Raw genomic sequence first — 25,325 nt, 5'->3', positions numbered from 1 at the left:
CCTTGAAGAGTGGGAACTAGAGCTTGAAGCCGAGGGTGACGCCGAAGGTGCGCGGCGGCTCCAGGAACGTGGCCCCGGCATAGGGGGCGGCCGCTCCCGACGAGGACAGGGCCGTGTTGACCGCCTTATCCTCGATGTTCTTGACCCACACGCTGGCGGTCCAACCCCCTTCGGCTGCGGTGTAGAGCAGCGAGGCGTCGCTCTTGGCGTAGCCGCCCTGACGCACGCCGCGGGTGTGGTCGAACGTTCCCCAGTAACTGCTGGAGATGTAGGTCGAAGCGCGCAGGTTGACGCTCGCGCCCGAGGCCAGGTCGAAGCGGTGGTCGTAGGACACCGTCGCCGTCCAGGTCGGGGTGTAGACCATCTGCAGACCGTTCAGGTCGATCGCGCCCGGTCCCGAGACGAAGTGGCCATACTCGCCCTTGGTGTAGGCCAGGTTCGCCGACAGGGTGTCGCGGGTCGTCGGACGCAGGGTGTTGGTCGCCTGGACGCCGTACACCGTCGCCTTGGGCGCATTGTACAGGGTCTGCTGGCCGAGCGAGGCGTTGAAGGCCTGAATGATCAGGTCCTGGTACTTGTAGTAGAAGCCTTCGAGATTGACCGTCAGGAGCTTGTCGGCCGTCTGGGTCTTCAGGCCGGCGGTATAGGCCACCAGGGTCTGGGGCTTGATCTCTTTGGCGAAGGTCACCGTGTTCGTATAGGTGTTCAGCGTCCCGGGCGCGTAGCCGGACTGGACGTTGGCATAGGCCAGGACACCCGGCGCGACGTCCCATTCTGCCCCGACCTTCCAGTCGAAATGACGCCAGCTGTCGTCAAAATCGATCGGCGGATAGGCGCAGGCGGCGAAACAGGCGATGCCCGAGCCGTGTAGGACGAGGCTGTCGCGGGTGTAGCGGCCACCGGCCACCAGGCGCACGTCGTCGGCGACCTTCCAGGTGCCTTGGAAGAAGCCCGACAGGCTCTTCTGCTTAATCACCGGGAAGATGTTGCCAAACTGGCGCGGCCCAAAACGCGTGTCGTAGTTGGAGCGGGCGTAGAACCAGTTGACCCCGCCGACCCAGCTCACGGGGCCCGCGTCGCCCGATAGGCGAAGATCCTGGGTGTACTGGTCCTGGTCGTTATTGAGCACCTGGTCGGCCCCGACCAGCTTGCGCAGGGAGTGCTCGGTCTGGTTCAGGGCCGAGGCCGTATAGGTCAGCTGCGCCGGGCCCAGGTCGTACTGCACTTCGCCGCCGCCAATCGTGTAGCGGTAATCGGCGAAGGAGCCGGTGGCGTTGCTGGCTCCAGTGACGGGATCGACGGCCGGCACGTACCAGGGGTCGTGGCCGGCGATGTAGGGGATGTATTGGGCGGCCGAGGGCTTGCCGGTCTGTTTGAAATGCGTAGCCCACAGGAAGACCGACAGCTTGTCGGTCGGCTTGTACAGCGCCGACAGACGCAGCGAGAGCGAGTCGTCGCTCTGCAGATCGTAGGTCTGGTAGCCGTCGCGCTTGCTGATGTTGACCGCCGCGCGCACCGCCAGATCATCGCTGACCTTCAGATTGCCCATGCCCTCGACGCGCAGGGCGTCGTAGTTACCCAGCTCCAGGGCGCCCGAGGCTTGATTGTCGAAGGCCGGACGCTTGGAGTTGATGACGACCGCGCCGCCGCCGGCGCTGCGGCCGTAGAGCACGCCTTGCGGACCTGGCAGGATCTGGACGCTTTCGACGTCGAACAGCGCCCCAGTCGTGGCGTAGCGCGGGACGTAGACGCCGTTGAGGTTCACGGCCGTGGTCTCGGGGATCCAATAGAAGTCGAGGGCCGAGCCGACACCGCGGATGTAGATGCGCGTGGACGTGTTGGCGGCGCTGAACTTGGCCGACGGCACCAGGTTCTGCAGGCCGCGCACGTCGGTGACCTTCTGACGCTCGAGCATCTCACCGCTGACGGCGGTCACCGCCGCGGGCGCGGCTTGGACGTTCGTGCGATCGCGCAGGGCCGTGACCACGACCTCTTCGACCTGAAGGCTGTCTTGAGCTGGCGTCGGGGCCGCCGTTTGCGCCTGGGCGGCGCTGGCCAGTAGGGCGAGGGCGGCGCTCCCCAGCAGCGCCGTTCGCGTCGAGATCCTGAACATCCGATCCTCCCTTTGGTTATTTTCCAGCAGGAAGGCAGGGCCGTGAGGGCGGCGGAAATCGTATTCCCCTATCACTGCCATCACCCCGGACCATGAAAAGCATAGGTTGACCGAGCTTTTGGCGGGGTCTCGCCATGGCCTGGGCCTATGCGAGGGATCGGCAGATGCGATTTTTCGGGGGGAGGAGCGAGCTCTAGCGTCACGGCTTCGAAGCCGCGCCCGAACAAGGGGCGCGGTCAACAAACCCGTTTCAGCGGGGAGGAGCGACCTGTGTCCATCGTCAAGGCTTCCGAGCTCGCCTATTGCCGTCTGCAGGTCCCCGACCTCGACGTCGCCGAAGGATTCCTGACCGACTTCGGCCTGATCCCCGCCGAACGCGGCGAAGGGCGTCGCTACTATCGGGGCACCTTCGCATCGCCCTATTGCTACGTGACCGAACAGGGGCCGACCCACTTCCTGGGTTTCGCCTTCCACGCCAAGAGCCGCGCCGACCTGGAGACCCTGGCCGCCGCCACGGGCTCGAGCATCGAGCCGATCGACGGTCCCGGCGGCGGCGAGCGCGTGCGGATCAAGGAGCCCAACGGCTACGACGTCGATCTCGTCTGGGGCGTCGCGCCAGTCGAGCCCATCGCCTTCCCGCGTCAAGCCATGAACACCGCCAACGCCCCGCTCGCGCGGGCCGGCGAGCTCTTGCGCCTACCGCGCGGCAAGCCCACCCCCGTTCGCCGCTTGGCCCACGTCGTCCTGGGCACGCCCAAGGTCCGCGAGACCATCGACTGGTTCCACGCCACCCTGGGGACCATCTCCTCGGACGAGGTCACCGCCGGGCCCGCCAAAGCCCTGATCGGCGCCTTCATCCGCGTCGATGATGGCGACAACTACGTCGACCACCATTCGGTGTTCATCATCGCCAGCCCCACGCCGGGGCTGCATCACATCTCGTTCGAATCCCAGGACGTCGACGCGGTTCTGCATGACCATCACATGCTGGCCGAGCTTGGTCGCTACGAGCACTATTGGGGCGTGGGCCGCCATCTCCTGGGCAGCCAGGTCTTCGACTACTGGTCCGATCCGCACGGCTACGCCCACGAGCATTGGGCCGACACCGATCGCCTGAACGCGACGGCGCCGACCAACCATTGGGACGCGCGCGAGGGGATGATCACCCAGTGGGGCGACGAGCCGCCGGAGAAGTTCCGCGCCTGCGTGCGGCCGTAAGCCGATGACCCGTCTCTTCTTCGCGCCGCACACCTGCTCCTTGGCCGCCCTGGCGGCCATGGAATTCAGTGGCCTGCCCTACGAGGCCGTGCCCGTGGATCTCGCCGGTCCTCGCACGGCGCTTCGCGGGATCAGCCCGCAGGGAAAGGTTCCGGTCCTCGAGCACCGGGGCGAGGTGATCACCGAGACGGTCGCCATCCTCTATCGCCTAGACGCCTTGGCGCCCCAGGTCGGCTTCCTGCCTCGCGACCCGATCGATCGTGTCCAGGCGGTCTCGGCCTTGGCTTGGTTCGCCTCGTGCCTGCACATCGTGCGCCGCCAGGTCGCCAGGCCGGCCGCCTTCGCCAGCGGCGAGGCGGTCCAAGCCGCCTTGGTGGCGGCGGGGACCGAACGCTACTGGCGCGAGCTCTCCTGGCTCGACGAGCAGATCCTCGAGCGCGGGCTGGACGGGCGCACGCCGTGCCTGGCCGTCCAGCTCTATGCGCTGCTCTTCCACCAATGGGCCAAGGCCGATGGGCTGCCGGTCGAGGAACTCCGCGGGCTCTCGGCTCTGGCCCAGACTCTACTCTGCGAACCCCAGGTCCGCGCCGCGCTGGAACACTACCGCGCGCCTCTGCCGCAAGGATGATCCCATGACCCAGAACGTGCGTGAGGCCGGACCGATCGGCCTCGTCGGGCTTGGCCATATCGGCCTGGCCTTCGCCCATCTCCTGGTCGCCGGTGGGCGGGAGGTGCTGGGTTTCCGACGCCACGCCGACGGTGTGCTCGAGAGCTTGGGAGGACGATCGAGCGTAAGCCTCGCCGAGTTGGCCGACGTCTGCGAGACGATCATCCTGGCCTTGCCGAACGAGGCGGCGGCTCAAGAGGTCGTCGAGGCGATCGCTGCGCGCCGTGGGCTGAACAAGGTGCTGATCAACGTCACGTCGGTGACGCCAGCGGCCGCCCAGCGGCTCGAGGCCTTGGCCAGGGAAGGCGACTGCGCCTATCTCGACGCGCCAATCAGCGGCGCCGCGCCACAGGTGCGCGCCCATGGTGGAACGTTCCTAGTCGGTGGCGAGGAGGCCCTCTTCGAGGCTCAGCGTGAGCTGCTGTCGATCCTGGCCTCGCGGACTATTCACGTGGGACCGGTCGGGGCGGCCAGCGGTCTCAAGCAGGCGGCCCTGATGATCATCGCGATCAACACGCTGGGTCTGGCCGAAGCCCTGGCCTTCGCCGAGAGTTTCGGTGTGGCGCCCGACCGCGCCGTCGAGGCGCTTTCGGTCGGGCCGACCGCCTCGGCCGCCTTGGCGATGCGCGGTCCCTGGATGGCCGGCGGCGACTACGCGCCCAAGGTCGGGCGATTGGAGGACTTCTACGGGCTGTTGACCGCCCTGTCGGCTCAGGCCCGGACCCCGACACGACTGCTGGACGAGGCCAGCGACTATCTTGACCAGGCGCGTCAGGCCGATCTCGGGGGTCTGGACGTGGCGGCGGTCTTCGAGATCCTGCGGCGCCAGACGTGAGGATGGCCGCTGCCGAACATCGCGCCGCCCTGACCGCCCACCTGCGCAGCACCCCGTGGCGGGCGCTTGAGGGCGCGTCGATCCGAGCGCTCAGCCTACGCTTCAACGTCTCGCTGCGGACCTTGCGATTCTACGAGGAGGCGGGGTTGCTGACCTCGGCTCGGCGCGGGGCGATGCGGATCTATGACACCGCGAACGTGCAGAAGCTCACCCTGATCGTGGCCCTGCGCCGCTTGGGCGCCTCGCTGCGCGACGTGGAAGCCTTTCTTCAGCAGGATCCAGGCGACTTCGAAGCGCTTCTGGCCGACCAGCTGGACGGCTTTCGTCGTCGCAAGGCCCTTGAGTTGCTCCAACTCGACCAAGCGATCGCCGGGCTGCGCGCCTCGGGGATCGACAGTCCACCCTTCCTGAATTTCTTCGACGCCCCCAGCGAGCCCTACAGCGGGAGCTGACCGGGGCAGGGCGACTATCGGCCTCTACGATGGCGCTATCGACGATCGCGTCTTTCTCGCCGCCGGAGGATCCGGAACGGATCTTTCTTGGCCGCTCGACCCCTTCGAAAGACACAAGCTATGACATCGACGCCGGTGAAACCCGCCCAGCGCGGGGCGCTCGAGGCCGGCGACAAGCTCGACTGGCGCTTGATGACCCCGCTGTTCCTGGTGGTGGCCATCGATGCGGCCAGCGCCGGCGTCGTCCTGCCGCTCCTGCCATTCTATGCCAGCCGCTATGGCGCCACCCCCCTCATGGTCGGCGCCTTGGTCAGCGCGTTCTTTTTGTGCCAGGTCTTCGCTTCGCCGTGGCTTGGCCGGCTTTCGGATCGTTTCGGACGCAAGCCGGTGCTGCTCGCCAGCCAGGCTGGCACCCTGGCGGGCCTGGTGACGCTCGCCCTGGCCGGCAGCTATCCGCTGGTGCTCCTGGCGCGCATGATCGATGGGCTGACGGCCGGCAACATGTCGGTCGCGGCCGCCTATGCTGTCGATCGCAGCGCGGCCTCGACGCGCAAGCAGGCCATGGGGGTGATCTCGGCGGCCATTGGACTGGGCATGATGCTTGGGCCGGCCCTGGCCTCAGGGCTTTCGCATCTTTCGCTTGCTGCGCCGATTTGGGGCGCGGCGGCGCTTTCGGCGACCAGCATCTTGGCGATCCTGGTCCTTCTGCCCAAGGGCGAGCCGGCGCGGACCGGCGCTAGCGCCCCTGCCACGCCTTTGGCGCGCCTGGTGGCCAAGCCCGAGACCCTGACCATGCTCGTGCTCCTGGCGCTCTTCTACGTGGCCTTCTCGATGTTCCTGTCCCAGCTGGCGCTTTTCCTTCACGCGCGCTTTTCCTGGCAGGGTCAGCCTTTCGGACCGCGAGAGGTCGGCCTGGTCTTCGCCCTAGCCGGGGGCGTCAACATCTTCGTGCAGCTCTTGGCCATGAAGCCGGTGAGCGCGCGGCTTAGCGAAGGGCGCCTGGCGATCGCCAGTTTCGTCTGCCTGGCGGTCGGCTATCTGGGCCTTGGTCTGGCGCCGGATATCGCCTGGTTGATCGCTTGTCTGATCTTGGCCTCGATGGGCTCGGCCTTCGTTCGTCCGACCCTCTCATCGGCGTTGTCTCTAACTGTGGAGCGCACCAGCCAGGGGGCGATCATGGGCGTCAATCAGGCGCTAATGGCCAGCTGCAACATGGTCGCGCCTCTGCTGGCGGGGCTTCTGATCGGTCGCCACTGGTATGCTGGCTGGACCTGGGCGATGGCGACGGCGGCTGGACTAGGCGGCCTGGCGAGCCTGATCATGGTCCTCAAGCGTCGGCTCGTGTGATCAGCGTCTACGGTCGGCGCTGGCTTTGAGCGACGAGACGCAGGTGGTCGATCAGCGCCCGCGCCGAGGCCGAAAGTCCACGATGATGCACGTGCAGCAGGGAAAATGGGCGCGAGCGCCCGCGCAGGCCGACAGCTATTTCGACGAGCCTGCCTTCGGCTAGGGCGCGCGCGGCGACGAAGTCGTAGGTCTGGCAAAGACCAAGCCCGCGCTCGGCCAAGGACACCACTCCAAGGACGTCGTCGGCGACGGTGAGGGCGCCTTGCGGCGTCCAATCCACATCCTCGCCTTCCTCGCGCAGCAGCCAGGTTCCCACCCGACCTGTGCTGGGCATGACAAAGCCCAGACCGACGTGTTGCGCTAAATCCGCGAACCGTTCTGGCGCGCCATGGCGGGCGACATAGTCGGGCGAGGCGACGATGCACACCGCCGCATCCTCCAGTTTCTGAATGCGCAGCGTACTGTCCGGCGGAGAGCCTAGACGGATCGCCAGGTCGAAACCCTCGGCGACCAGGTCGACATTGCGGTTGGCGATCGCGACCTCGAGCCTGACCTTCGGGTGGCGCGCGACGAACGGCGCCAGCAGATCGGGAAGACGATAGTGGCCATAGGTCGTGCTGACGCTGATCCGCACCTGGCCCGTCAAAGAGCCCTCCTGGCCGGCTAGATCGCGCTCGCTCTCCTCGATGATGCCGAACGCCGCACGAGCATGATCGACATAGGCGCGACCGGCCTCGGTCAGGCCAAGGCTGCGTGTCGTACGTCGCATGAGCTGAACGCCTAGGCGCACTTCGAGCCGCGCCACGGCTCGGCTCACCACCGACGGCGTCGTTCCAAGGGCGACGGCGGCAGCCGAGAAGGATCCGCGATCCACTGCCGCCAGTAGCAATTCGAGATCGGCGAGATGGTCGAAGCGACGCGCCATTGTTGCCTTGAAAGCAAAGAAGATGTGCCGAACGGCGGGTTTTTGTCCTGTGATGCAGGAAATAGTTTGAAGGCTCCCAACACAACAGGAGTTCTTCCATGAGCGCATTGATCCTGGCGGCCGCCCTCGGCGCCGCCGTCGCTTCCGAGCCGAAGTCCGTCCAGCCGACGGTCAAGCCGGTCCTGATCGTCGTCACCAGCCACGGCGAGAAGGGGCCCGGTGGTCCGCCCACCGGCTACTATCTCGGTGAGGTCACCCATCCGCTCGCCGTCCTGGAAGCGGCCGGCATTCCGGTCGAGTTCGCGTCGATCGAGGGCGGCGAGCCTCCCGTCGACGGCCTGGAGCTCGAAGACCCCATCAACGCCAAGTACTGGGGCAACGCGACCTTCCGCGCCGCCATGCGCGCCACCGCCAAGCTCTCCGAGGTCGAGCCTGGACGCTTTTCGGCGGTGTTCTTCGCCGGCGGGCATGGCGCCATGTGGGACTTCGCCGACAGCCGCGCCGTGCAGGATGTGACCAAAGCCGTCTACGAACAGGGCGGCGTCGTCGCCGCCGTCTGCCATGGGCCAGCGGCCCTGGTGAACGTCAAGCTGAGCGACGGCGCCTATCTGGTCGCGGGCAAGCGGGTGAGCGCCTTCACCGACTCCGAGGAGCGTGCGGTGGGTCTCGACAAGACCGTGCCCTTCCTGCTGGCCAGCACGCTCTCGTCCAGGGGCGCGATCCACCAACCGGCCGCCGACTGGACGGCCAAGGTCGTCGTCGACGGACGCCTCGTCACCGGCCAAAATCCGCAGTCGGCCGGCGGCGTGGGCGAAGCGGTTCGCGATCTGGTGCTGAAGGCCCGTTAGAACATGCGCCCGCCTTCCATGGAGGGCGGGCTCGTCTCATGGGGTTAGGCCGCGCTGGCCACGGACGACGTGGCCAGTCTTGGCGCCACGTCCTTGGCCAGTTCTTCGAGCACCTCGGTGACCGGCCGGACCGACCGACGCAGCAGAAGCGCCATGTGATTGACGCCAACGTCGCGCGCGGCCTCCAGGTGGGCGATCAGATGGTTGCGCCCCAACCGCGAGCCGAAGCGGTGCGGGGTCGGCGCTTCGTCGGGATCGTCGGCGAGATCCAGATGGAAGGCGCTAACGAAGGCGCCGCCCGGGCCCTTGGCCGCCCGCCAGCGCGAGGCCTGCTGGCCCAGTCGCTCAATTCCACCTGGATAGACGAAGCGACCATCCATGTTCGCCTCGAGCCAGTCTTCGGTCTGCTGGGCGCGACCTGCGACCACCAAGGGAATGGACGATTGAACCGGACGCGGCAGGAGATCCAGCGTTGGGTCCCGCATGCCTTCGCCGACCGGAAGACCACCCGCCGTCCAAGCGGTGCGCAGATAGTCCACGGCGTCGCGAAACGCCTGGCCACGGGCCTCGAAATCCAGGCCTAGCAATGGATACTCGATCGGGCGGTCACCCGACGCCACGCCAAGGATCAGCCGGCCCCCTGAAAGAACGTCGGCGGCGGCTGCGGCCTTGGCGATCATCATCGGATGGCGGATCGGCAGCACTACGGCGGCGGTGCCGAGCGCGACGTTGCGGGTCGTGGCCGCCAGGAAGCCGAGATAGGTGAAGACGTCGAACACCGAGCCCGCGTCGACCATGTGCTGGCTCTCGTGAACTGGGACGTCACGAAGCCAGACGGCGGCGAAGCCGCCCTGATCGACCTGTCGGACCAGATCGGCGTGGCGTGAAAGGTTGGGCACGCCTGCGGGCCGGCCCTCAGCGAGGCGGCGAGCTTCGCCTGGGGCGGACCAGTCGTTGTCGAGAGGAAGCTCGATGCCGAGCGTGAGTTCGCCGGGTTTGCGGATCAGGTCGAGAGCGGATGGGGCGCGCACGGGTGTCTCCTTGGTCTGGAACGATGCCGCAAGACCTAGAGATCGACGCCCAAGCCGGTACCGCCTGGCGGGGCCCAACACCTTGGAACCGAGCGACAAGATCGCCGCGTTCGCACTCGACGCCCTCTGTTGGCGCCAAGGACCTTGTCCTGGCGAGCGGCTAATCAGGGGGCGGCCTTGCGGCCATGTTCCAGCGCGACCGCTCCTGATCGAAGGACTTCCGCCGTGCAAAAGGCCGCTACAAGACCCCATCCCGGGGTGCTCATTCTCGCCGTCACCGCCTTCGCCATCGGCGTGGCGGAGTTCGTGGTCGTTGGCATCCTGCCGGCGATCGCCGCAGAGTTCTCAATATCTATCGCCGCGGCTGGAGGGCTGGTGGGCTACTACGCCCTGGCCCTGGCGATCGGCACCCCTTTGATTGTGCTTGGACTGGGCGGATTTTCGCGCAAGCCCGTCCTCATCGCCCTCATCGCGCTCTTCCTGGCCGGAAATCTCGCCTCGGCGACCTCCACCAACTACGCCACCTTGATGATCGGACGGGTGGTGACCGCGCTCGCCCACGGCAGCTTCTTCGCGATCGGCGCCACGGTCGCCGCCGATCTCGCGCCCAAGGGGCAGTCGAGCAAGGCCATCGCCCTGATGTTCGCCGGGCTCACCCTGGCCATGGTGATCGGTGTGCCGCTGGGCAGCTTCCTGGGCAACGCCATGGGCTGGCGCCTGCCGTTCCTGGTCGTGACCGCGCTGGCCTTCGTGGCCCTGGTCTCGACTGCGCTGTGGCTGCCTAAGGTCGAAACGAGCCAGGCGGCAAGCTTGCGCGATCAGCTTTCGGCGATCGGCCAAGCGCCGATCTGGGCGATGATGTCGGTGACGATCCTGGGCTTTGGCGCCAGCTTCGCGGCCTTCACCTTCGTCACGCCGATATTGGTCGACGTCACCGGCTTTACGACTGGCGCGGCCAGTCTGCTGCTGGTGGTCTTTGGTGTCGCCACCATGGTGGGCAATCTTGCTGGCGGGCGTCTCGCCGACGCGTTGGGTTGGCAAAAGACCCTGCGTCTGATGTTCGTCGCCCTGGCGCTCACACTCGCGGCCCTAGCTTTCGCCATGCCTTCCAAGCCTGCGATGGTGGTGGTGCTGTTCGTCTGGGGCGTCGTCGCTTTCGGCATGACGCCCGGTTTCCAGGCCGGCATGCTCGCTACCGCCGAACGCTACGCCCCCCAGGGCGTGGCCTTCGCCTCAGCCCTGAACATCGCCGCCTTCAACCTTGGCATCACGCTCGGCGAGAAGTCCGGCGGCTTCTTGGTCGACCAACAGCGCCTGACGCAAACCCCGTGGGCGGGCGTCGCCGCGGCGCTTCTGGTGCAGCTGCCCCTGGCCTGGCTCGTCTGGCGCGCCAGGGCGCCCAAGGCCGCGCAGGTCTCGGTTGGAGGCTAGAGCGTCTGCGACAGCATCGCCCGCATACGGGGCGTTACGAAGTCTATGAAGGCGCGCACTCGCTGGGGTGCGCGCCGACTTCCCATGTAAAGGATGTGGAAGGCCTCGGTGTCGACCACGGCCTCGTCGAGAACCGTCCTGAGGCGTCCCGCCCGAATATCCTCGCGCACATGATACTCGGCCAGCCGGCCGAGCCCAAGGCCGAGGAGGGCAAGGTGGCGGAGGGTCTCGCCGTTGTTGGCGGCGTAGGGACCATGGACCTGGCGGTCGGTGAGCTTGCCGCCGGCGCGCAGCGGCCAGACCGTCGCCGCCCGTCGGAAGTTGAACGCCAGGCAGTGATGATCCTCGAGATCGGCGGCGCTCTTGGGCTCGCCGTGGGCCGCGAAGTAGGCCGGTGAGCCAACGATCCGGCGCCGAACGTCGCCCAACTTGATGGCCGAGAGGTTGGAGTCGTTGAGCGCACCGGCCCGGAAGGCGATGTCGGCCTGGGCGGCATAGAGATCGACCACTTCGTCGGTCAGGGTCAGGTCGAACCGCACGTCCGGAAAGGCCCGCGAGAACTCCGGCAGGATCGGCAGCAGGCAGTGCTTGCCGAACGGCGCCGAGACGTTGATGCGGATCTGGCCCGAAGGCGAGCGGGCGCCGCCCGCGACCTCGGCGTCGAGCGCGTCGAGGTCACCCATCAGGGAATCGGCGCGGTCACGATAGAGCTCGCCGTCCGGCGTGAGGCGCAAGGCCCGGGTCGAGCGCTCGATCAGGCGCACGCCCAGACGCTGCTCGATCCGCGTGATCAGCTTGGCGGTCGAGGAAGCAGTCATGTTCAGTTCACGACCCGCGCCGCTAAAACTGCCTGTCGCGGCTACCCGCAGAAAGACCTTCATTTCCCAGGCGCGGTTGTCGCTCATCGGCTGACCTTGTCATTGGGCGCCTAGATAGGCGTTGGATCCTCTAATTAGACGCACCAGCGGCGCGAGCCACCCCGGGCGTGCACGATCCGGCGCCGGGTTGGCGGAAAAGTTTGGACAGTATTTGGGGGCAGGCGAGATCAAAACCTGGCCTAACGCCATCTTATCGGAGCTAGGCCGCCAAGTGTCGCTTCAAGAACTGCACGATGCGCGGCGCCAGCCCATGAGTGCGTCCAGTGGGGTCGTCGATCGCCTCGTCTGGAAACCAGAAGTGCCCGGCGCCTTGGACTTCCTCGGTCCGTACGAACGCGCCAGCCTGTTCCAGCGCCAGGGCGAAATTGTCCGATTGAGAGGGGCGAACCACCAGGTCGCGTCCGCTGCCCCAGATGAGCATGACCTTCAGTCCTCGCGCTCGATCGTAGGTTAGCTGGCGTCTAGGGGAGGCGTCGAAATAGGTTTGGGGGATGTCGAACGGCGTACCGCCCAAGGTGCGCTCGACCAGGTCCTGTCCCGGCTTCAAGCCTCGCCACAGGTTCTCTTGCCATTGATCGGCCATGTCGTAGACGCCGTAAACCAGCACGAGAGTCTTGGGGCGGTGCCCAGGAGAGGCCAAAGTCGCCAGCGCGGAAAGATGTGCGCCCGAAGAGGTCCCCAGCAGGCCTATGCGTTCGGGGTCGACGCCGATCGCCGCGCCTTGATCGTGCAGGAAGTCGATCCCGGCTTGAACGTCCTGAAGGTTGCCCGGATAGCTCACGCCTTCGGTCGACAGCCGATAGTCCACACAGAAGCAAGCCAAGCCCTGACCGGCGAGATACCGCGCCCACGGGGCAGGCTGGGCGCGCGATTGCGAGGACCAGCCGCCCCCGTGGACGGCGACGAGGGCGGGGAGGAGCCCTGCCGCAGTCGGCCGATAAAGGTCGCCCCGCAGCAGGCGCCCGTCGGCCGATCGGAATTCGTACTCGAGTTTCTGGACGTCGCCCGTCGCGCTCATGGTTTCGCGTCGCCTCCGAGGGCGGCGCGTTCAACCACGCCGCATCTTTTCGCAAGCGAACCTGCTCAGGCGGGGGCGGCGGCGGAAATCGTCATTGCCGATCGAACCCATCGGACCTTCGAATGGTCGCTCCGCATGGCTCCTCGACCGAGCGTTTCGTCGCGCTGGGTTCCTGGCTGGCGAGGGATGGTTCCTGGTCTTTCAGGTTCCGTAACCTGCACGGGAACCGTAACGCACGAGCGTTTCAGCGCGAGATCGACGCAGGAAAACATGCGCCGCCGCCCAAGGCGACCATGGGAATTTCAAAGTCGATGAAGCGTACATGTCTCGCCGCCGTTCTGGCCCTGGCTCCCACCTGCGCCTTGGCCGAAAAGGGGCCGCGCCCCGTGCTCGAGAACCCGGCCGCCGAGAACAAGGTCGACCAAGTCGTCGTCTTCGGACGCTCCGAACAGCGGATCGGCAAGGCGACCTCGGCCAGCGAAGGGGCGGTGGCGGGGGCGGACCTGGAGGTTCGGCCGATCCTGCGGACCGCCGAGCTGATCGAGGCGGTGCCGGGCATGATAGCCACCCAGCACTCGGGCAGCGGCAAGGCCAACCAGTACTTCCTGCGCGGCTTCAACCTCGATCACGGGACCGATTTTGGCTTCTATATCGACGACGTGCCGCTGAACTTCCGCACGCACGGCCACGGCCAGGGCTATCTAGACGTCAACGGGCTGATCCCGGACTTGGTCAAACGCATCGACTACCGCAAAGGCCCGTACCGCGCGGACACCGGCGATTTCACCCTGGTCGGCACGGGGCAGGTGACCACAGTCGATCGCTTCGCGGCGCCGTTCGCTGCGGCCGAGGCCGGCTCGTTCGGCTGGAAGCGCCTGGCCGCCGGCGGCAGCGCCAAGGTCGGCGGCGGCGATCTGCTGCTGGCCGGCGAGGTCAAGACCTATGACGGCCCTTGGGCGTTGCCCGAGCACTTCCGGCCGGTGTCGCTGTTTGGCAAGTACACCAAGGCAACGTCGATCGGTGTCCTGCGCATCAGTCTCTCCAGCTATCGCGCGACCTGGAGTCCGACCGAGCAGATCCCCGAGCGGGCCATCGGGACCTTCGTCAAGGACGCCTACGGGGCGCTGGACACCAACCTGCGCGGCCGCACCAACCGCCAGATCCTGACCGCGCGGCTAGACGGCGACGACTGGCGCGCCACGGCCTATGTCCAGCACTACGACTGGGCCATGATTTCCAACTTCACCTTCTATCTGGACGACCCCGTTCACGGCGACGAGCTGGAGCAGACCGAGACCCTGACCACCTATGGCGGCCGGTTGGAGCGCACGTTCCGCCCGTCCAGGACCCTGACTGTGACGACCGGCGTGGAAGGTCGCTACGACGACATCGCGCAGGTCGGGCTCTATCACACCGAGGCTGGCCAGCGGATCGGCGAGCGCGGCGTGTTCGCCGTCGATGAGGCCTCGGGCGCGGCCTATGTCGAGGCGACCTGGCGGCCCGTCGAGCGCTTGGCCCTGTTCGCGGGCGGCCGGGCCGACGCCTACAGCTTCAAGACCCGCGCCCTCAGCGCCAGCGCCTGGAGCGGCAAGGTCGACCAGGAGCTGTTCTCGCCCAAGCTGGGCGCCAATCTGGAGGTGGTTCACGGCGTGGCGCTCTACGCCAACTGGGGCCGGGGCTTTCACTCCAACGATGCGCGCGGGGTGACCGCGCCGAGCGACCGCGCGCCGGGCCTGGTGGTCGGCACGGGCAGCGAGATCGGCGCGCGCTTCGAACGCTACGGCGTCGTCGCCACCGCCAATGTCTGGAAGATGAGCGTCGACAGCGAGCTGATCTATGTCGGCGACGCCGGCTCGGTGGAGCCCTCGAACGCCTCCAAGCGCTACGGCTACGAGCTGACGGCCTTCTGGCGGCCGCGGGCGTGGCTGGCCGTGGACGCGGTCTGGACCGCCAGCTATGCCCGATTCAAGGACAGCCCCGGCGCCGAATACATCCCCGGCGCGCTGGAGAACGCCGGCGAGCTGGGCGTCTCGGTGATCCGGCCCAAGTGGAACACCGCCATTCGCGTGCGCCACATGGGTCCGCACGCCCTGACCGAGGACAACAGCCAGCGCGCCAAATCCGCCACCGTGACCAACCTGCGCGCGGCTTGGACACCCGGTGGCTACGAGGTCTCCGCCGACCTGCTCAACATCTTCGACGTGAAGAAGAAGGACGTCGAATACTACTACGCCTCGCGCCTCCCCGGCGATCCAGCGGAAGGGGTGGAGGATGTCCACAGTCGCGCCATGGAGCCGAGGATGCTGCGGGTGGGCGTCAAGACGACGTTCTAGGCTGTCCCCAACGGGGCGGGTCGACGTTTCCAGGGGCGAGGTGGAGGTCAGCTGGTCTGGCGATCAGTTTCGTCTTCTTCAATGACGCGCCCGGAACAGCTTTGCGCGTGGGGGAGTGGAGGGGGCTAGCGTCGCGTGGTGCGCTTGGCCTTGGCGCTGGCTGCTTCCAGCGCCCGGCGTTCGAGCCGCGCAAGATAGGCCACAAGCTCGCTGCGCTGGATCAGGGTTCGCGAGCCTTCCTTCAGCACGAGGATCTCGCCGGCCGCGACAAGCTCGTAGAAGCGGCTGCGGCTGATCGCCAAAGCCTCGGCCGCTTCATTCACACGGTAGGCAAGGCGGTCGCAGGGCGTTGTCTGGCGCGAAGGCTGGGGGCTGTCCATTGATCCACCTTTGCTCTGCGGGCTGGCGACGCAAGGCTTGATGATCATTCCGGAAAGTGTGGCGATGAAAGAGAATCCAACGGCTTGATGACCTGAGACGCCATGGCTTCATCGTGCAGGACCCCGATATCCCAGTCGAGCGCGCCGGCGTCTTCGATGCGCCCTAGCGGATCACATACCCGTCGAGGTGGAAGCCGTTTTTCCTGTCTGCCTGCACGGGGTAGTGGGGCCAGAAATCATGCAAGACTTCGGCGTGCGGATGCTTGAAGCGCCTGTGACCTGGGTCCGAGGAAAATACCGACGCGGCGGGTGAGAGCTTTCCCGCGATTCCGATGTGCCAGTTGTTGCGCGACCCGTGGTGCATCACCTGGAATATCTTGGCGCGGGCGAGGCGCTGGGTCTTGCCGTAAAATCTCTCGAAAGCCTTGTAGCGGGCGGCGTCCAGCGTTCCGTCGCCAGTGTGCATCTGAGAGAACGCTTGAGCGACTGGTAACAGCCCTGTGTTGTGTGACGTGTGCTCCACGATATAGCGCGCCCTCGTTGGCAGCGGACCAGAATAGAGGAATAGCGAGATGAGATTGCGTTCCGCGGACGTCTTGAACTTGGCTTGGTATTCGTTCTTAAGGTCCGTCAGCGCTTGCTTCCGTTGCGTTGGATCGTTCTTCAATTTGGTGATCAACGGTTGGACGATGTCCAGGAACAGCTGGTCAATCATCGGGCTGAACTGGGCGTCGTTGTAGGGAACAAACTCCCAGTATAAGGGGGCGATGATCGCCGCGCCTGGGCGCAGGTAACGCGCCGGCGCGGATGTCGCCTTCTGGAAAACCGGATCGTCCTGGTCTTCTTCCGGCGGGTCTTCGGTTGGAACCTTGAGCCGAGGCTCACCCCCGTCTCTAGAAAACACGTCGGGGTCTTCAACCTCAGCGGATCCCAGATCGCCAAGTGAGCTTTGTGAGAAGGGTGTCGTGGGTCGAGACCGTGATCCGTATGAGCGCAGTCTGATGGCGCTTCGGGCGCGTCTCGTGCGCTCAGGTCCTTTGCAGGGCGCAGCCTTGCCCGTAGCCTCGCTGGCGGCCGAGTTTGGCGTCAGCCCAACCCCTGTGCGTGAGGCGCTGGCTCGCCTTTCCGGAGAGGGTCTGGTGATGCGAACGCCCCAAGGCTATGCCGGGGTGATCCTCGATCGTGAGCGTCTCGCGTCGCTCTACAGTCTGGCCTTGCTTCTGACGGAGGCGGCGTACGCAGCCGAGCAGGCTAGTGGGCAGGGCGCCTACGCCATCCGCATCGTCGGCGCGAGCATCGAAACGAGCGACCTGGTGCTTGCCGCCGCCCTGTCCCAGGTCGCCGCGCAGTTGGCGCCCCTGGAAGCCACTGAGGCAATAATGTTCGGGCAGGATGAGATGGGCGACTCTGTAGCTGCCGGAAGTCTTTCGGCGCTGCGGCGTCGGTTTCGTCGCCGGCAGCGCCGCGTCGGTGAAATCCTCGCGAGGGCTATTGGCCTGTAAGCGTCAAATATAGATTTGAATATACGATCTGAGCGGAGCCTCCTGAATTGGCCACAACTTGTGGCGTTCAGCATTGAGGAGGTCACAATGACCCGTTCGATCGTTCGGCTGATCCGCTTCGGCTCGGCCAAGGCTCTCACCCATGCCCACCTGCCGTTCGGCGAGCAGGAAAGCTCCGACCCCACCGACAAGTACGGGGTCTAGGGCGCCTGAGCCCATGCGTCGCCGGCGCTCTCGGCGCCGGCGACGCGCCTTCCTTCTTCCCGATCAAGGAATAATCCGATGAAAGCCAAGACCCGCGTGCGCCTGATCCGCTTCGGAAGCGCCAAGACCCTTACCCACGCCCACCTGCCGATCGGCGAGCAGGAGGGCATGGATCCCTCCGATCGCTGGGGCATCTGACCCCGCATGGGCCGCCAGTCGGAAGGAGCGTGACTATGGAAGTCTGGCTGGCGCCCCATGTTCGCGCCGCGCGCCGCGGCGCCGAACTTGTCTTTCTCGATATCGAGACCGGTGACTATCTCTGCCTGTTGGAGGCCAGCCAGATCTTGGCGTTTCAGCCTGAGGGCGCGGTGCGCGCAACCCCGCCGGAAGCGGCGGCCGAACTCTTGGAAGCGGGCATACTGTCTTCCGTACCGACCAACGTCATGCCGATGACGGCGCCGCCCGCCGCGGCGCGAGGTCTATGCGCGGCGATCTCCACGAGCGCAGAGGCGCGCTCGGCGAGAGTTTCCCCCGCGCTGAACTGGCGAGCCCTTTCCGCCAACCATCGCGCCGCCAAGGCGTTGGCGTCGTCGTCGTTGGCGCAAATCCTGGCTATGGCCGCCCCATTGGACAGCCGCGCGTTTGATCCGCCGTCCGAAGCCGTGCTCGCCCAATCGCGCCGCTTCGATCGGCTGGCGCCATGGCTGCCGCGAGCGGGACGCTGCCTGATGACCTGCCTGCAGCAGCGCATCTTCTTGGACCAGTGCGGCCTTCCCGCGGCCTGGGTGTTTGGCGTGCGCACCTGGCCATTCGAGGCTCACTGCTGGCTGCAGGTTGGCGACGTCGTTCTCGACGACTCGCCCGATCGCGTCGGCGGCTTCTCACCGATCCTGGTGGTCTGAGTCCATGCACGACTTCCTGGTTATCGAGTGCGCCTCTAGCGCCGACGCGAACGCGTGGCGCGAAGCCGAGGCCGTGGTTCTCCAATCTGGAGCCTGGATCAAGGCCGCTGAGCGCCAGCGCTTTTCGATCTTCCTCGAACGCCAACGGCCTCCAAGCTATCGACACCTGCCCGGCGTTGGCGGAGCCCTAATCGGTGACGTCTTCGACAGCCAGGCGGCCAGCGAAGGGATCGGACGCGAGTTTTCACTGGCGGGCGCCTCTGGAGGCGCTGAGCAGGTTGCTGACCGTCTGATCCAGCGCGGCTTTGGCCGCTATGTCGCCATCTTAAGCGACGAGCTGGGTCCGGTCCGCGTCCTGAGAGATCCGCTCGGCGCTATGGACGCGATCGGCTGGCAGCGCGGGCCGCTGCGCTTCGTGGCCTCTCGCCTTCCGCTCTTGCGAGACCTATGGCCGGCCAATGTGGCCGTCGACTGGAGCGCGATGGCCGAGATCCTGCGGCAGAAGAACCTCGCCAGTCTGGTCTCGCCGCTGGTCGGCGTGATGACCTATCCGCCTGGCGTTCTGGCGGACGCCAAAGGGGAAGGCGCGCGGCTGTGGTCGCCGGCGACCCTTGCGCGCCGCGCCTGGCGTGACGCCGAACCACGCGCACTGCGGGACCGTATCGACGGCGTGGTGGCGGCCTGGTCGCACGGGCGCTCCGGGGTCTTTTGCGAGATCTCAGGCGGCCTGGACTCGGCGATCGTCGCGAGCAGCCTGGCCAAGGCGCGCGCCCCGCTCCTTTACGGCCTCAACCACACCTTTCCGTTCGCCGAGGCCGACGAGCGCGACTATGCCGCCATGGTCGCCGAGCACATCGGTACGCCCCTGGTGGTGGTCGAACGTGATATGCTGCGGATCGAGCCGCACAAGTTCTCGGCCGCCGCCGGCGGGCCGCGTCCCAACTATCTGGGAGGCGACCCGGACCATGATGCCGATCTGGCCGCGCGCCTGGCCGCCGATGGTGTCGAAGCCATGTTCACCGGGCGCGGCGGTGACGCCTTGCTCTATCAGTCGGCCCACCCCAGCCTCGTTCGAGACATCCTTCGCGGAAGCTCGTCCGGTAGCCGTCTCTCAGGTCTTCTGATCTTGGCGCGTCGCAACGCCACGACCATTTGGTCCATCCTGAAGCGAGGCCTTGCCAAGCAGGACCTGACCCCAGGCCTTGGCGTCCAAATGTTCCTCGCACCGGACGTCGCCGCGCGACCGCCGACCTTGCATCCTTGGCTGATCGAGGCCCAGGCGCTAGCGCCCGCCAAGCAGTTACAGATCATGGCCATGGTCAACGGCCTCAGCGCCTTTGGCGAGAGCCAGCGAAGCCAGGCCGGACTGGTTGTCGATCCCCTTATGAGCCAGCCGGTCGTGGAATTTTGCCTGTCGCTAGCGGCGGGCCGGCTGGCTGTCGGCGAGCAAGATCGCCCGTTCGCGCGCGCGGCCTTCGCCGATCGGCTGCCGCCGGGTATCCTGGACCGCCGCGGCAAGGGGGCGCTATCGAGCTATTTCGCGCAGAGCCTCAATCGCAGCCTCGAGGACGTTCGACCCTTTCTCCTGGATGGCCAATTGGTCGAGCAAGGCTTGCTCGATCGCAAGCGCTTGGATGCCGCACTGACCTCTGAACGCCTCGTCTGGACGAACATCACCTCGGAGGTCTTCGTCCTTCTGACACTGGAGGCTTGGGCCAGGCGCTGGACAGAGCGCCTGGCTGGATCATCGCCCGACTAGGGCGGCGGACCTTGATGGGGCGGCCCGATCGTCCTGCTCAGGAAGTCGAGGACGCGGCTGTAGTAGTCGCGGACATTTCCGGGTGCGTAGAAGACGTGGCCCTCGCCGCGATAGGTGACGAAGGTGGCGTCGCGGCCAAGCCGATAGAGCGCGCCGTAGAGCGCCTGGGACTGGTCGAGGCCCTTGTCGTTATCACCGTGGAAGATCGCCACTGGCGCGGTGATCCTGTCGACGAAGGTGATCGGACTGTTTCGCATATAGAGTGGCGGGTTCTTCCAGGGCGGCACGCCCATTCGCGCCTGGCCGCTTTCCTGCCAGCCCGACGAGGCGAACACGGTCACACCAGACTCAGGGATCGCATACTGAACCGGTCCCATCCGACCGTAGGCGCTGGCGAGATCAACGGTCGGGGCGGTTGCGATCACCGCCTTGAAGCGCGGGCTTTGCGTCGCCGCGCCGATCACCGCCGTTCCGCCGTAGCTGTGGCCCCAGATCGCCACACGGTCGGGATCGATCAGGCGTTGCGCCGCCGCGGCGTCGACGGGCGCGAGCATCTGGTCGGCGAGGCCGTCGATGGGCTCGCGACCGGCGAGGTATGGCATTGCCGGCACGATGGCCGCGTAGCCGTTAGCGGCCAGAACCTGGGCGTTGACCGACATATAGAGCACACCCGGTTCTTGCACGCGCGGCGCGGCGTTGGAGACGTCGCCGGGGTAGGGCAGAACGACGACGGGCAGGCGCTCTTCGGCCTTCGCACCAGGCGGCCGATAGAGCCAACTCGTCAGGTCCCTGCCGTCGAGCCCCTTATGGTGGAGAGGGATGGCGATCGCCGCTTCGACGCCTGTGAGTGGACCGTTGACCGTCACCAAGGTTTTTGCCGCGTCGCCTGGGACGACCAGGCCGACACGTTCGACCCCGTACTCGTCCTTGCTCACTGTAATGACGGCTTCGGCGCTTGCGCTGGCGATCCGAGCGCGTTCGGGTGGCCGCGCCAGGCTCAGGCCCGGCCAGGGAGCGTCCGGCTTCACGGACGGATCGGTGAGCGCCAAGTCTTCGAGCGCAGGCACAAAGTTCTGCCCGCCCCGGAACCCCGCTGGCGGCGTCGCCAGGGACTGGACCGCCGCGCGGGGGACGTTCCAGGGCTGGGCGCTGCTCGTGGCCACTCGCCAGACCGCACCGCCTGCGGCGATCGCCCAGACATTCGGGCTCGCGCCAATGGCCCGAGCGCCGGTGGGGAGTTTTTCGGTGAGGTTGGTGGGACCCTTGCCGCCGATGCGCCAGTAGTCAGCACGGCCGCCGTCCTTGGGTCGGGCGTAAATCACCGGCGCGCCATTGAGCCAGCCGCCGAGGGCCATGCCCGCCGTGTCATAGGTCTCGGCGAAGGCCGGCGCGAGACCGCCAAGATCGACCGGCGCGGCTGTGCCGCTAATCGCGTAGCGCCAGAACTTCCCTTGCTTGAAACTCGTCCTTCCTTGCCGGGCGAAGACCAACAGTTCGCGGCTGTTGGGAGACCAGCTAAGGAACCGGACCATCGGATCGCAGGTCGGGCAGGGCGACACCGTGCGGCCGGTCGTGAGATCGGCGAGCATCATGGTGGTGCGCACCGGGTCGGATGCCGAAGTCGTCGGCTCGGGCAGGTCAAGCTGGACGTCCTCGCCTTCCATAAGGGCGGCGATCGTCCGACCGTCAGGCGACAGCGCCATGTCGCGCACGCTACCGGGAATGACCACGGCCTGCTGCCCCGTTTTCAGGTTCACCGAGACGAGGCCGACCGTGGGCGCCTTGGCGCGGACGCTGGCATAGGCTCCGCTTCCCAGCACCGTTGCACCGGCCTCGCCGCGCGCTGTGGCGGCCCATTGCGCGTCTATGCGGTCGCGACCCTGAAAGCCAAATCCCAGTTGGATGTCTGGGAAGTCCTCTGGTCGCGCGGCGACCAGCAGTTCGTCGTCCGAACGCCAGACGACGCTGGGCCCCCAGACTTGCTGGCGTGGGCTCAGGCCAAGCCAACGGACTTCATTGGTGTCCAGGGAGACCACGCCAAGTTCGAACGCGTGGCCGGTTAGGCGGCCGATCGCCAGCCAGCGCCCGCCTGGGGACGCGCCCAGGGCGGTATAGCCTGGCCCAGGCGGTAAGCCGAGCTGTCGCTCAGCGCCGCCGGCGGCCAGGTCGAAGACCTGCACGCGGCCTAGGCCAAGCCGGATATAGGCGTCCAGATCGTAGGCCGGTGCGGTGTTCCAGGCCGCGTAGCGCTGCACGATTAGCCAGCGCCGGGTGGGGTCCAGGCGGGCCGGCCCGAGCTCCTCCAGCGCCAGCAGGCGCTCGACAGTGTAGGGCGCTGCAAGCGCTGGGTGAGGAATGATCAGCGCGCAGCCGACCGCAAGCGCCGCCAAGCGTCGCATGGTTTCATCTCCGATTTTCGGGGTTAGGGGAGGGCGCTACCAGACCTTGGTCAGCTGCAGCGTGACCATGCGCCCAAGGGGATCGGCATTGGCGGGGTCGTACCCGATGCCCAGGATGTTGTCGTAGAACGGGGGATCCTGGTCGAAGAGGTTCTGAACGTTCAAGGACGCCGTCAGCCCTCTGACGTGAGCGAACTCGCCGCGCCAGCGCGCTTGAAGATCAAGCGTGGTCCACGGGCGAACCTGCACCATCGTCGCCGAATAGCTATCGCCGACATGGTTTAGGGTCGTGGTGATCGACGCGGGGCCATGAGTCCACGTCGCCGAAATCCGCGCTCGAAGGTCGGCAGGATAACCCGCGCGACCGGCCAACTCGTTGGGCGTGGAGGTCGGAGTGAGTTTGCGGCGATAGTGGGTCAGCCAGGAGAGGCTCGCGTTCAGCGCCAAGGGATCGCCCAAGACCGTCGTCTCATAGGCGACGGTGGCGTCGAGGCCTCGTACATCGAGGCTGCCGGTATTGACGTTGCGAGCGTCGACGATGGCCCCATAACTGTTGACGTCGAAGGCGCCGGTTCCGCTGGCGTGCGGGTCGGCGAGCAGCGCCAGGACCTTGGCGCGATCGGCCGGATTGCTGGCCGGGCTGACGAAGGTTCGGAACGGCGCGAACTCTGGAGACGTCAGCGCCTGGGCAAATACGATCGGCGCGCCCACCCGGTTCTTGAATATCGTACGATAGGTGGTCAGCCCCAGAGTCAGGTCGGGTACGGCGTTGGGCGTGAAGCTCAGACCCGCCGTCCAAGACGTTGCCGTTTCCGGTTGCAGATCGGGATTGCCGCCCTGGAACACGAGCGTCGGAAGCTGGCCTCCGCCCGTCGCCGTGATCGGGATCTGGGAGATCGTGTAGGGCAAGTTCAGTTCCGATAGCGCGGGGGCCCGGAACGAGGTCCCGTACGTCCCCTTAAAGGTCAGGTTGGTGCTCGGAGCCCAGATAACGCCGACCTTGGGGTTCTTGGTGGAGCCGACGTCGTCATAGTCTTCGACCCGGCCGGCCAAAGACAATTCCAGGCGCTCGACGAGCGGAACGCCGTTGTCGGGCCCGACCAACGGCGCGTTCAGTTCGAGATAGGCGCTGCGGACGTCCCGGCTGAACATGCGCCGAACCTTGTCGGTCGGCGCGAGACCGGACAGGAAGCGCGCGCCGCTGGTGCGCAGTTCTTCTCGGCGCAACTGTCCCCCCACAGCCAAGCGTAGCGTTCCACCGGGAAGCTGAACGAGCGGTCCGTCGAAGGCGAGATTGACTGAATGGTGCTCGCTGCGGGCCTTGGAGATGTCCCAGCCGCTGAGGATGAAGTCGAGCACGGCGTCGGGATTGGAGCCCTTGCCGATGAACGGATTAAAGTAGCCGTCGCGTGCGGCGCTGAAGCGCGTCAGCGGATTGTCGGCGATTAGGCCGGCGGCCTCGCTCAGGTTGGTGCTGTTGACCTGGCCGCTGCTGCGGCTGATCCCCAGTTCCTGCGCATAGGTCCCGGTCAGTTCGCCTCGCCATGCCGCGCCCAGCGAGGTCTTGGCGCCTAGGCTTAAGCCCAGGCTCTCGGAGACGCCCCAATTGAAGACGCCACCGCGCTCGTTCTGGAAGGAATAGGCGATGCGTTCGGAGGTTTGGCCGGTGGGGGAAACGTAGAAGGGATTGGCCGCCGTCAGCACCAGCGTGGTGGTCGGGGCAGTGTTGCGGCTCTCGATCTTGCGCCGCGCGGCGCGCACATCGGCCGCCAGTTCAAGGCCGGCGAGGGTCTGGTGGAACGACATGACCGCACTGTGTCGTGTCGACTTGGGAACGACGTCGTAGGGCAGCTTTTGGTTCTGATAGTTGACGCTGCCCAGCACGAAATCGCTCGGCTTCAAGCCGACGCCGCTTTGCCCGGTTGGGACCGCGTAGGTCGGAACGAAGGCGCCGGCGGCGTTGGAGCGTAGGATATTGGCTGGCTGGCTGATCGTGCTGCGCCAGTCGCTGCCGCCAAACGGGCGCAGATCCGCATAGCCAGCATAGGCGCGGTCGGCCGCGCGCAGGCGCTCATTGCGGGTATATTCGTAGGCTGCGAGAACCCCGCCACCCGACCAGATCTTGCCGACGGCTTGGCTGGCCAGGTAGCGGCTGTAGCCGCCCTTGGTCGCGCTCGCGCCTGAGACTCGGGTCTCCGCGCCATCCAGATCGGTGCGCAGGCGGATGTCGACAACTCCGCCCACAGCGTCCGAGCCGTAGAGAGCCGAGGCGCCATCGAGCAACACATCGACACGCCCGATCGCGGCGAACGGAATGGAAGAGACGTCGGCGAAGTCACCGTAGGCGCCGGCGCCGGCCATGCGCTTGCCGTTGAAGAGAACGAGCGTTGCGTCCGCGCCGAGGCCACGCAGATCAACGCCGGTGCCGCGCATCATGTTGGTGCCATTTGGATCCGCGCCGGTCGAGACACTGTCCTCGCTGGCGGTCCCGCCGAAAGCTTGCGGGAGTGACGTGAGCGCATCGGCAACGCTGGTGTAGCCGAGCCGGTCAAGATCATCGCGCTTCATCACGATGACTGGAGAGGCGCTGTCGGTCACGCCACGGATGTGCGAGCCGACGATGATCTCGGCCACCACGGTCGCGGGTTCGGGCACAGATTGCGGATCGGACGCGGCCGCCGCGAACGCGGCGTCGGCGCCGGCCGGGCGCACGTCGCTCACGGGCGTCTTGGCCACGCGGAGCACCAGAACCCCGGGTTTGACCTGGTCAACACTGATGCGGCTGCCAGCCAGCAGCCGTTCGGCAGCTTGCCGAGCGGTGTAGCGGCCTTCGAGCGGGGGCGCGGTCATGCCCGCCACCAGGTCGCTCTCGAACAGGATCGTGATGTTGGCCTGGTCGGCCAGGCGCACGAGGGATTTTTGCATCGGCGCGGAGGGCAGGGCGATGCTGACCGCCGGTTCTTGCGCCTTCGCGGCGCTTGGAGCGACCGCGGCGGCCAGCATCAATGCGGCCGCCGAGGTGGTCCTGAAGTGTTCAAGGAAGTCTCGCGTCATCTTACGTTTCCCCCGCCACCAGCGGGCTC

20 protein-coding genes are annotated in these 25,325 nt (G+C 66.6%); 11 read left to right on the top strand and 9 right to left on the bottom strand.

Annotation, left to right across the window (positions count from 1 at the left end; translation table 11 throughout):
- Positions 1-16: 16 nt before the first annotated feature.
- Positions 17-2,113 (bottom strand): TonB-dependent receptor, encoded by a 2,097-nt coding sequence (locus AC07N1_RS03290; protein WP_494670491.1) that lies wholly within the window; start codon positions 2,111-2,113, stop codon positions 17-19.
- Between the two features lie 270 nt (positions 2,114-2,383).
- On the opposite strand from AC07N1_RS03290, the gene AC07N1_RS03285 reads away from it, so the two are divergent.
- The 5 genes from AC07N1_RS03285 (at position 2,384) to AC07N1_RS03265 (ending at position 6,632) form a co-directional block, all read left to right on the top strand.
- Complete coding sequence (locus AC07N1_RS03285; protein ID WP_494670490.1) at positions 2,384-3,331, top strand: VOC family protein; 948 nt, start codon at positions 2,384-2,386, stop codon at positions 3,329-3,331.
- Between the two features lie 4 nt (positions 3,332-3,335).
- Positions 3,336-3,959, top strand: coding sequence for a glutathione S-transferase family protein (locus tag AC07N1_RS03280; protein ID WP_494670489.1), 624 nt, complete (start codon positions 3,336-3,338; stop codon positions 3,957-3,959).
- Positions 3,960-3,963: 4 nt separating this feature from the next.
- The gene (locus AC07N1_RS03275) at positions 3,964-4,833 is read left to right on the top strand and encodes an NAD(P)-dependent oxidoreductase (protein WP_494670488.1); all 870 of its coding nucleotides are present in this window, start codon (positions 3,964-3,966) and stop codon (positions 4,831-4,833) included.
- A 2-nt stretch (positions 4,834-4,835) separates the two neighbouring features.
- Positions 4,836-5,285, top strand: coding sequence for a MerR family transcriptional regulator (locus tag AC07N1_RS03270; protein WP_494670487.1), 450 nt, complete (start codon positions 4,836-4,838; stop codon positions 5,283-5,285).
- A 192-nt stretch (positions 5,286-5,477) separates the two neighbouring features.
- Positions 5,478-6,632, top strand: a complete 1,155-nt coding sequence (locus AC07N1_RS03265; protein ID WP_494670486.1) for an MFS transporter — start codon at positions 5,478-5,480, stop codon at positions 6,630-6,632.
- Positions 6,633-6,639: 7 nt separating this feature from the next.
- On the opposite strand, the gene AC07N1_RS03260 is transcribed toward AC07N1_RS03265, so the two are convergent.
- Positions 6,640-7,557 (bottom strand): LysR family transcriptional regulator, encoded by a 918-nt coding sequence (locus tag AC07N1_RS03260; protein WP_494670485.1) that lies wholly within the window; start codon positions 7,555-7,557, stop codon positions 6,640-6,642.
- 98 nt (positions 7,558-7,655) lie between these two features.
- On the opposite strand from AC07N1_RS03260, the gene AC07N1_RS03255 reads away from it, so the two are divergent.
- The gene (locus AC07N1_RS03255) at positions 7,656-8,405 is read left to right on the top strand and encodes a type 1 glutamine amidotransferase domain-containing protein (protein ID WP_494670484.1); all 750 of its coding nucleotides are present in this window, start codon (positions 7,656-7,658) and stop codon (positions 8,403-8,405) included.
- 44 nt (positions 8,406-8,449) lie between these two features.
- On the opposite strand, the gene AC07N1_RS03250 is transcribed toward AC07N1_RS03255, so the two are convergent.
- Complete coding sequence (locus tag AC07N1_RS03250) at positions 8,450-9,436, bottom strand: TIGR03571 family LLM class oxidoreductase (RefSeq protein ID WP_494670483.1); 987 nt, start codon at positions 9,434-9,436, stop codon at positions 8,450-8,452.
- A gap of 225 nt (positions 9,437-9,661) precedes the next feature.
- Here AC07N1_RS03250 and AC07N1_RS03245 point away from each other — a divergent pair, with 225 nt between their 5' ends.
- A complete protein-coding gene (locus tag AC07N1_RS03245; protein ID WP_494670482.1) occupies positions 9,662-10,867 on the top strand; it encodes an MFS transporter in 1,206 nt (401 codons plus the stop codon).
- On the opposite strand, the gene AC07N1_RS03240 is transcribed toward AC07N1_RS03245, so the two are convergent.
- Both AC07N1_RS03240 and AC07N1_RS03235 read right to left on the bottom strand, forming a co-directional pair.
- On the bottom strand, positions 10,864-11,772 hold the full coding sequence (locus tag AC07N1_RS03240; RefSeq protein ID WP_494670481.1) for a LysR family transcriptional regulator: 909 nt from the start codon (positions 11,770-11,772) through the stop codon (positions 10,864-10,866). The two genes, AC07N1_RS03245 and AC07N1_RS03240, sit on opposite strands and share 4 nt — an antisense overlap.
- Positions 11,773-11,944: 172 nt before the next feature.
- Positions 11,945-12,763, bottom strand: a complete 819-nt coding sequence (locus AC07N1_RS03235; RefSeq protein ID WP_494670480.1) for an alpha/beta hydrolase — start codon at positions 12,761-12,763, stop codon at positions 11,945-11,947.
- 311 nt (positions 12,764-13,074) lie between these two features.
- On the opposite strand from AC07N1_RS03235, the gene AC07N1_RS03230 reads away from it, so the two are divergent.
- A complete protein-coding gene (locus AC07N1_RS03230; protein WP_494670479.1) occupies positions 13,075-15,096 on the top strand; it encodes a TonB-dependent receptor in 2,022 nt (673 codons plus the stop codon).
- Positions 15,097-15,221: 125 nt separating this feature from the next.
- Here AC07N1_RS03230 and AC07N1_RS03225 read toward each other — a convergent pair whose 3' ends face one another.
- A complete protein-coding gene (locus AC07N1_RS03225; protein ID WP_494670478.1) occupies positions 15,222-15,476 on the bottom strand; it encodes a helix-turn-helix domain-containing protein in 255 nt (84 codons plus the stop codon).
- A 163-nt stretch (positions 15,477-15,639) separates the two neighbouring features.
- On the bottom strand, positions 15,640-16,380 hold the full coding sequence (locus AC07N1_RS03220; RefSeq protein WP_494670477.1) for a hypothetical protein: 741 nt from the start codon (positions 16,378-16,380) through the stop codon (positions 15,640-15,642).
- 97 nt (positions 16,381-16,477) lie between these two features.
- Here AC07N1_RS03220 and AC07N1_RS03215 point away from each other — a divergent pair, with 97 nt between their 5' ends.
- From AC07N1_RS03215 to AC07N1_RS03205, 3 genes are all read left to right on the top strand, one after another.
- Entirely contained in the window at positions 16,478-16,978 is a 501-nt protein-coding gene (locus AC07N1_RS03215; RefSeq protein ID WP_494670560.1) for a GntR family transcriptional regulator, read from the top strand.
- Positions 16,979-17,415: 437 nt separating this feature from the next.
- On the top strand, positions 17,416-18,084 hold the full coding sequence (locus AC07N1_RS03210) for a lasso peptide biosynthesis B2 protein (protein ID WP_494670476.1): 669 nt from the start codon (positions 17,416-17,418) through the stop codon (positions 18,082-18,084).
- 4 nt (positions 18,085-18,088) lie between these two features.
- Positions 18,089-19,843: an asparagine synthase-related protein gene (locus AC07N1_RS03205; RefSeq protein WP_494670475.1), complete on the top strand. Its 1,755-nt coding sequence runs from the start codon at positions 18,089-18,091 to the stop codon at positions 19,841-19,843.
- On the opposite strand, the gene AC07N1_RS03200 is transcribed toward AC07N1_RS03205, so the two are convergent.
- Entirely contained in the window at positions 19,840-22,242 is a 2,403-nt protein-coding gene (locus AC07N1_RS03200; protein WP_494670474.1) for a prolyl oligopeptidase family serine peptidase, read from the bottom strand. The two genes, AC07N1_RS03205 and AC07N1_RS03200, sit on opposite strands and share 4 nt — an antisense overlap.
- Positions 22,243-22,278: 36 nt before the next feature.
- Positions 22,279-25,296, bottom strand: coding sequence for a TonB-dependent receptor (locus AC07N1_RS03195; RefSeq protein ID WP_494670473.1), 3,018 nt, complete (start codon positions 25,294-25,296; stop codon positions 22,279-22,281).
- Positions 25,297-25,325 lie beyond the last annotated feature (29 nt).

The sequence above is a fragment of the Caulobacter sp. GW821-FHT09B11 genome (genome assembly GCF_059418205.1).
Note: the sequence above shows the minus strand (reverse complement) of the source record. Positions and strands in the feature narration are given on the sequence as shown.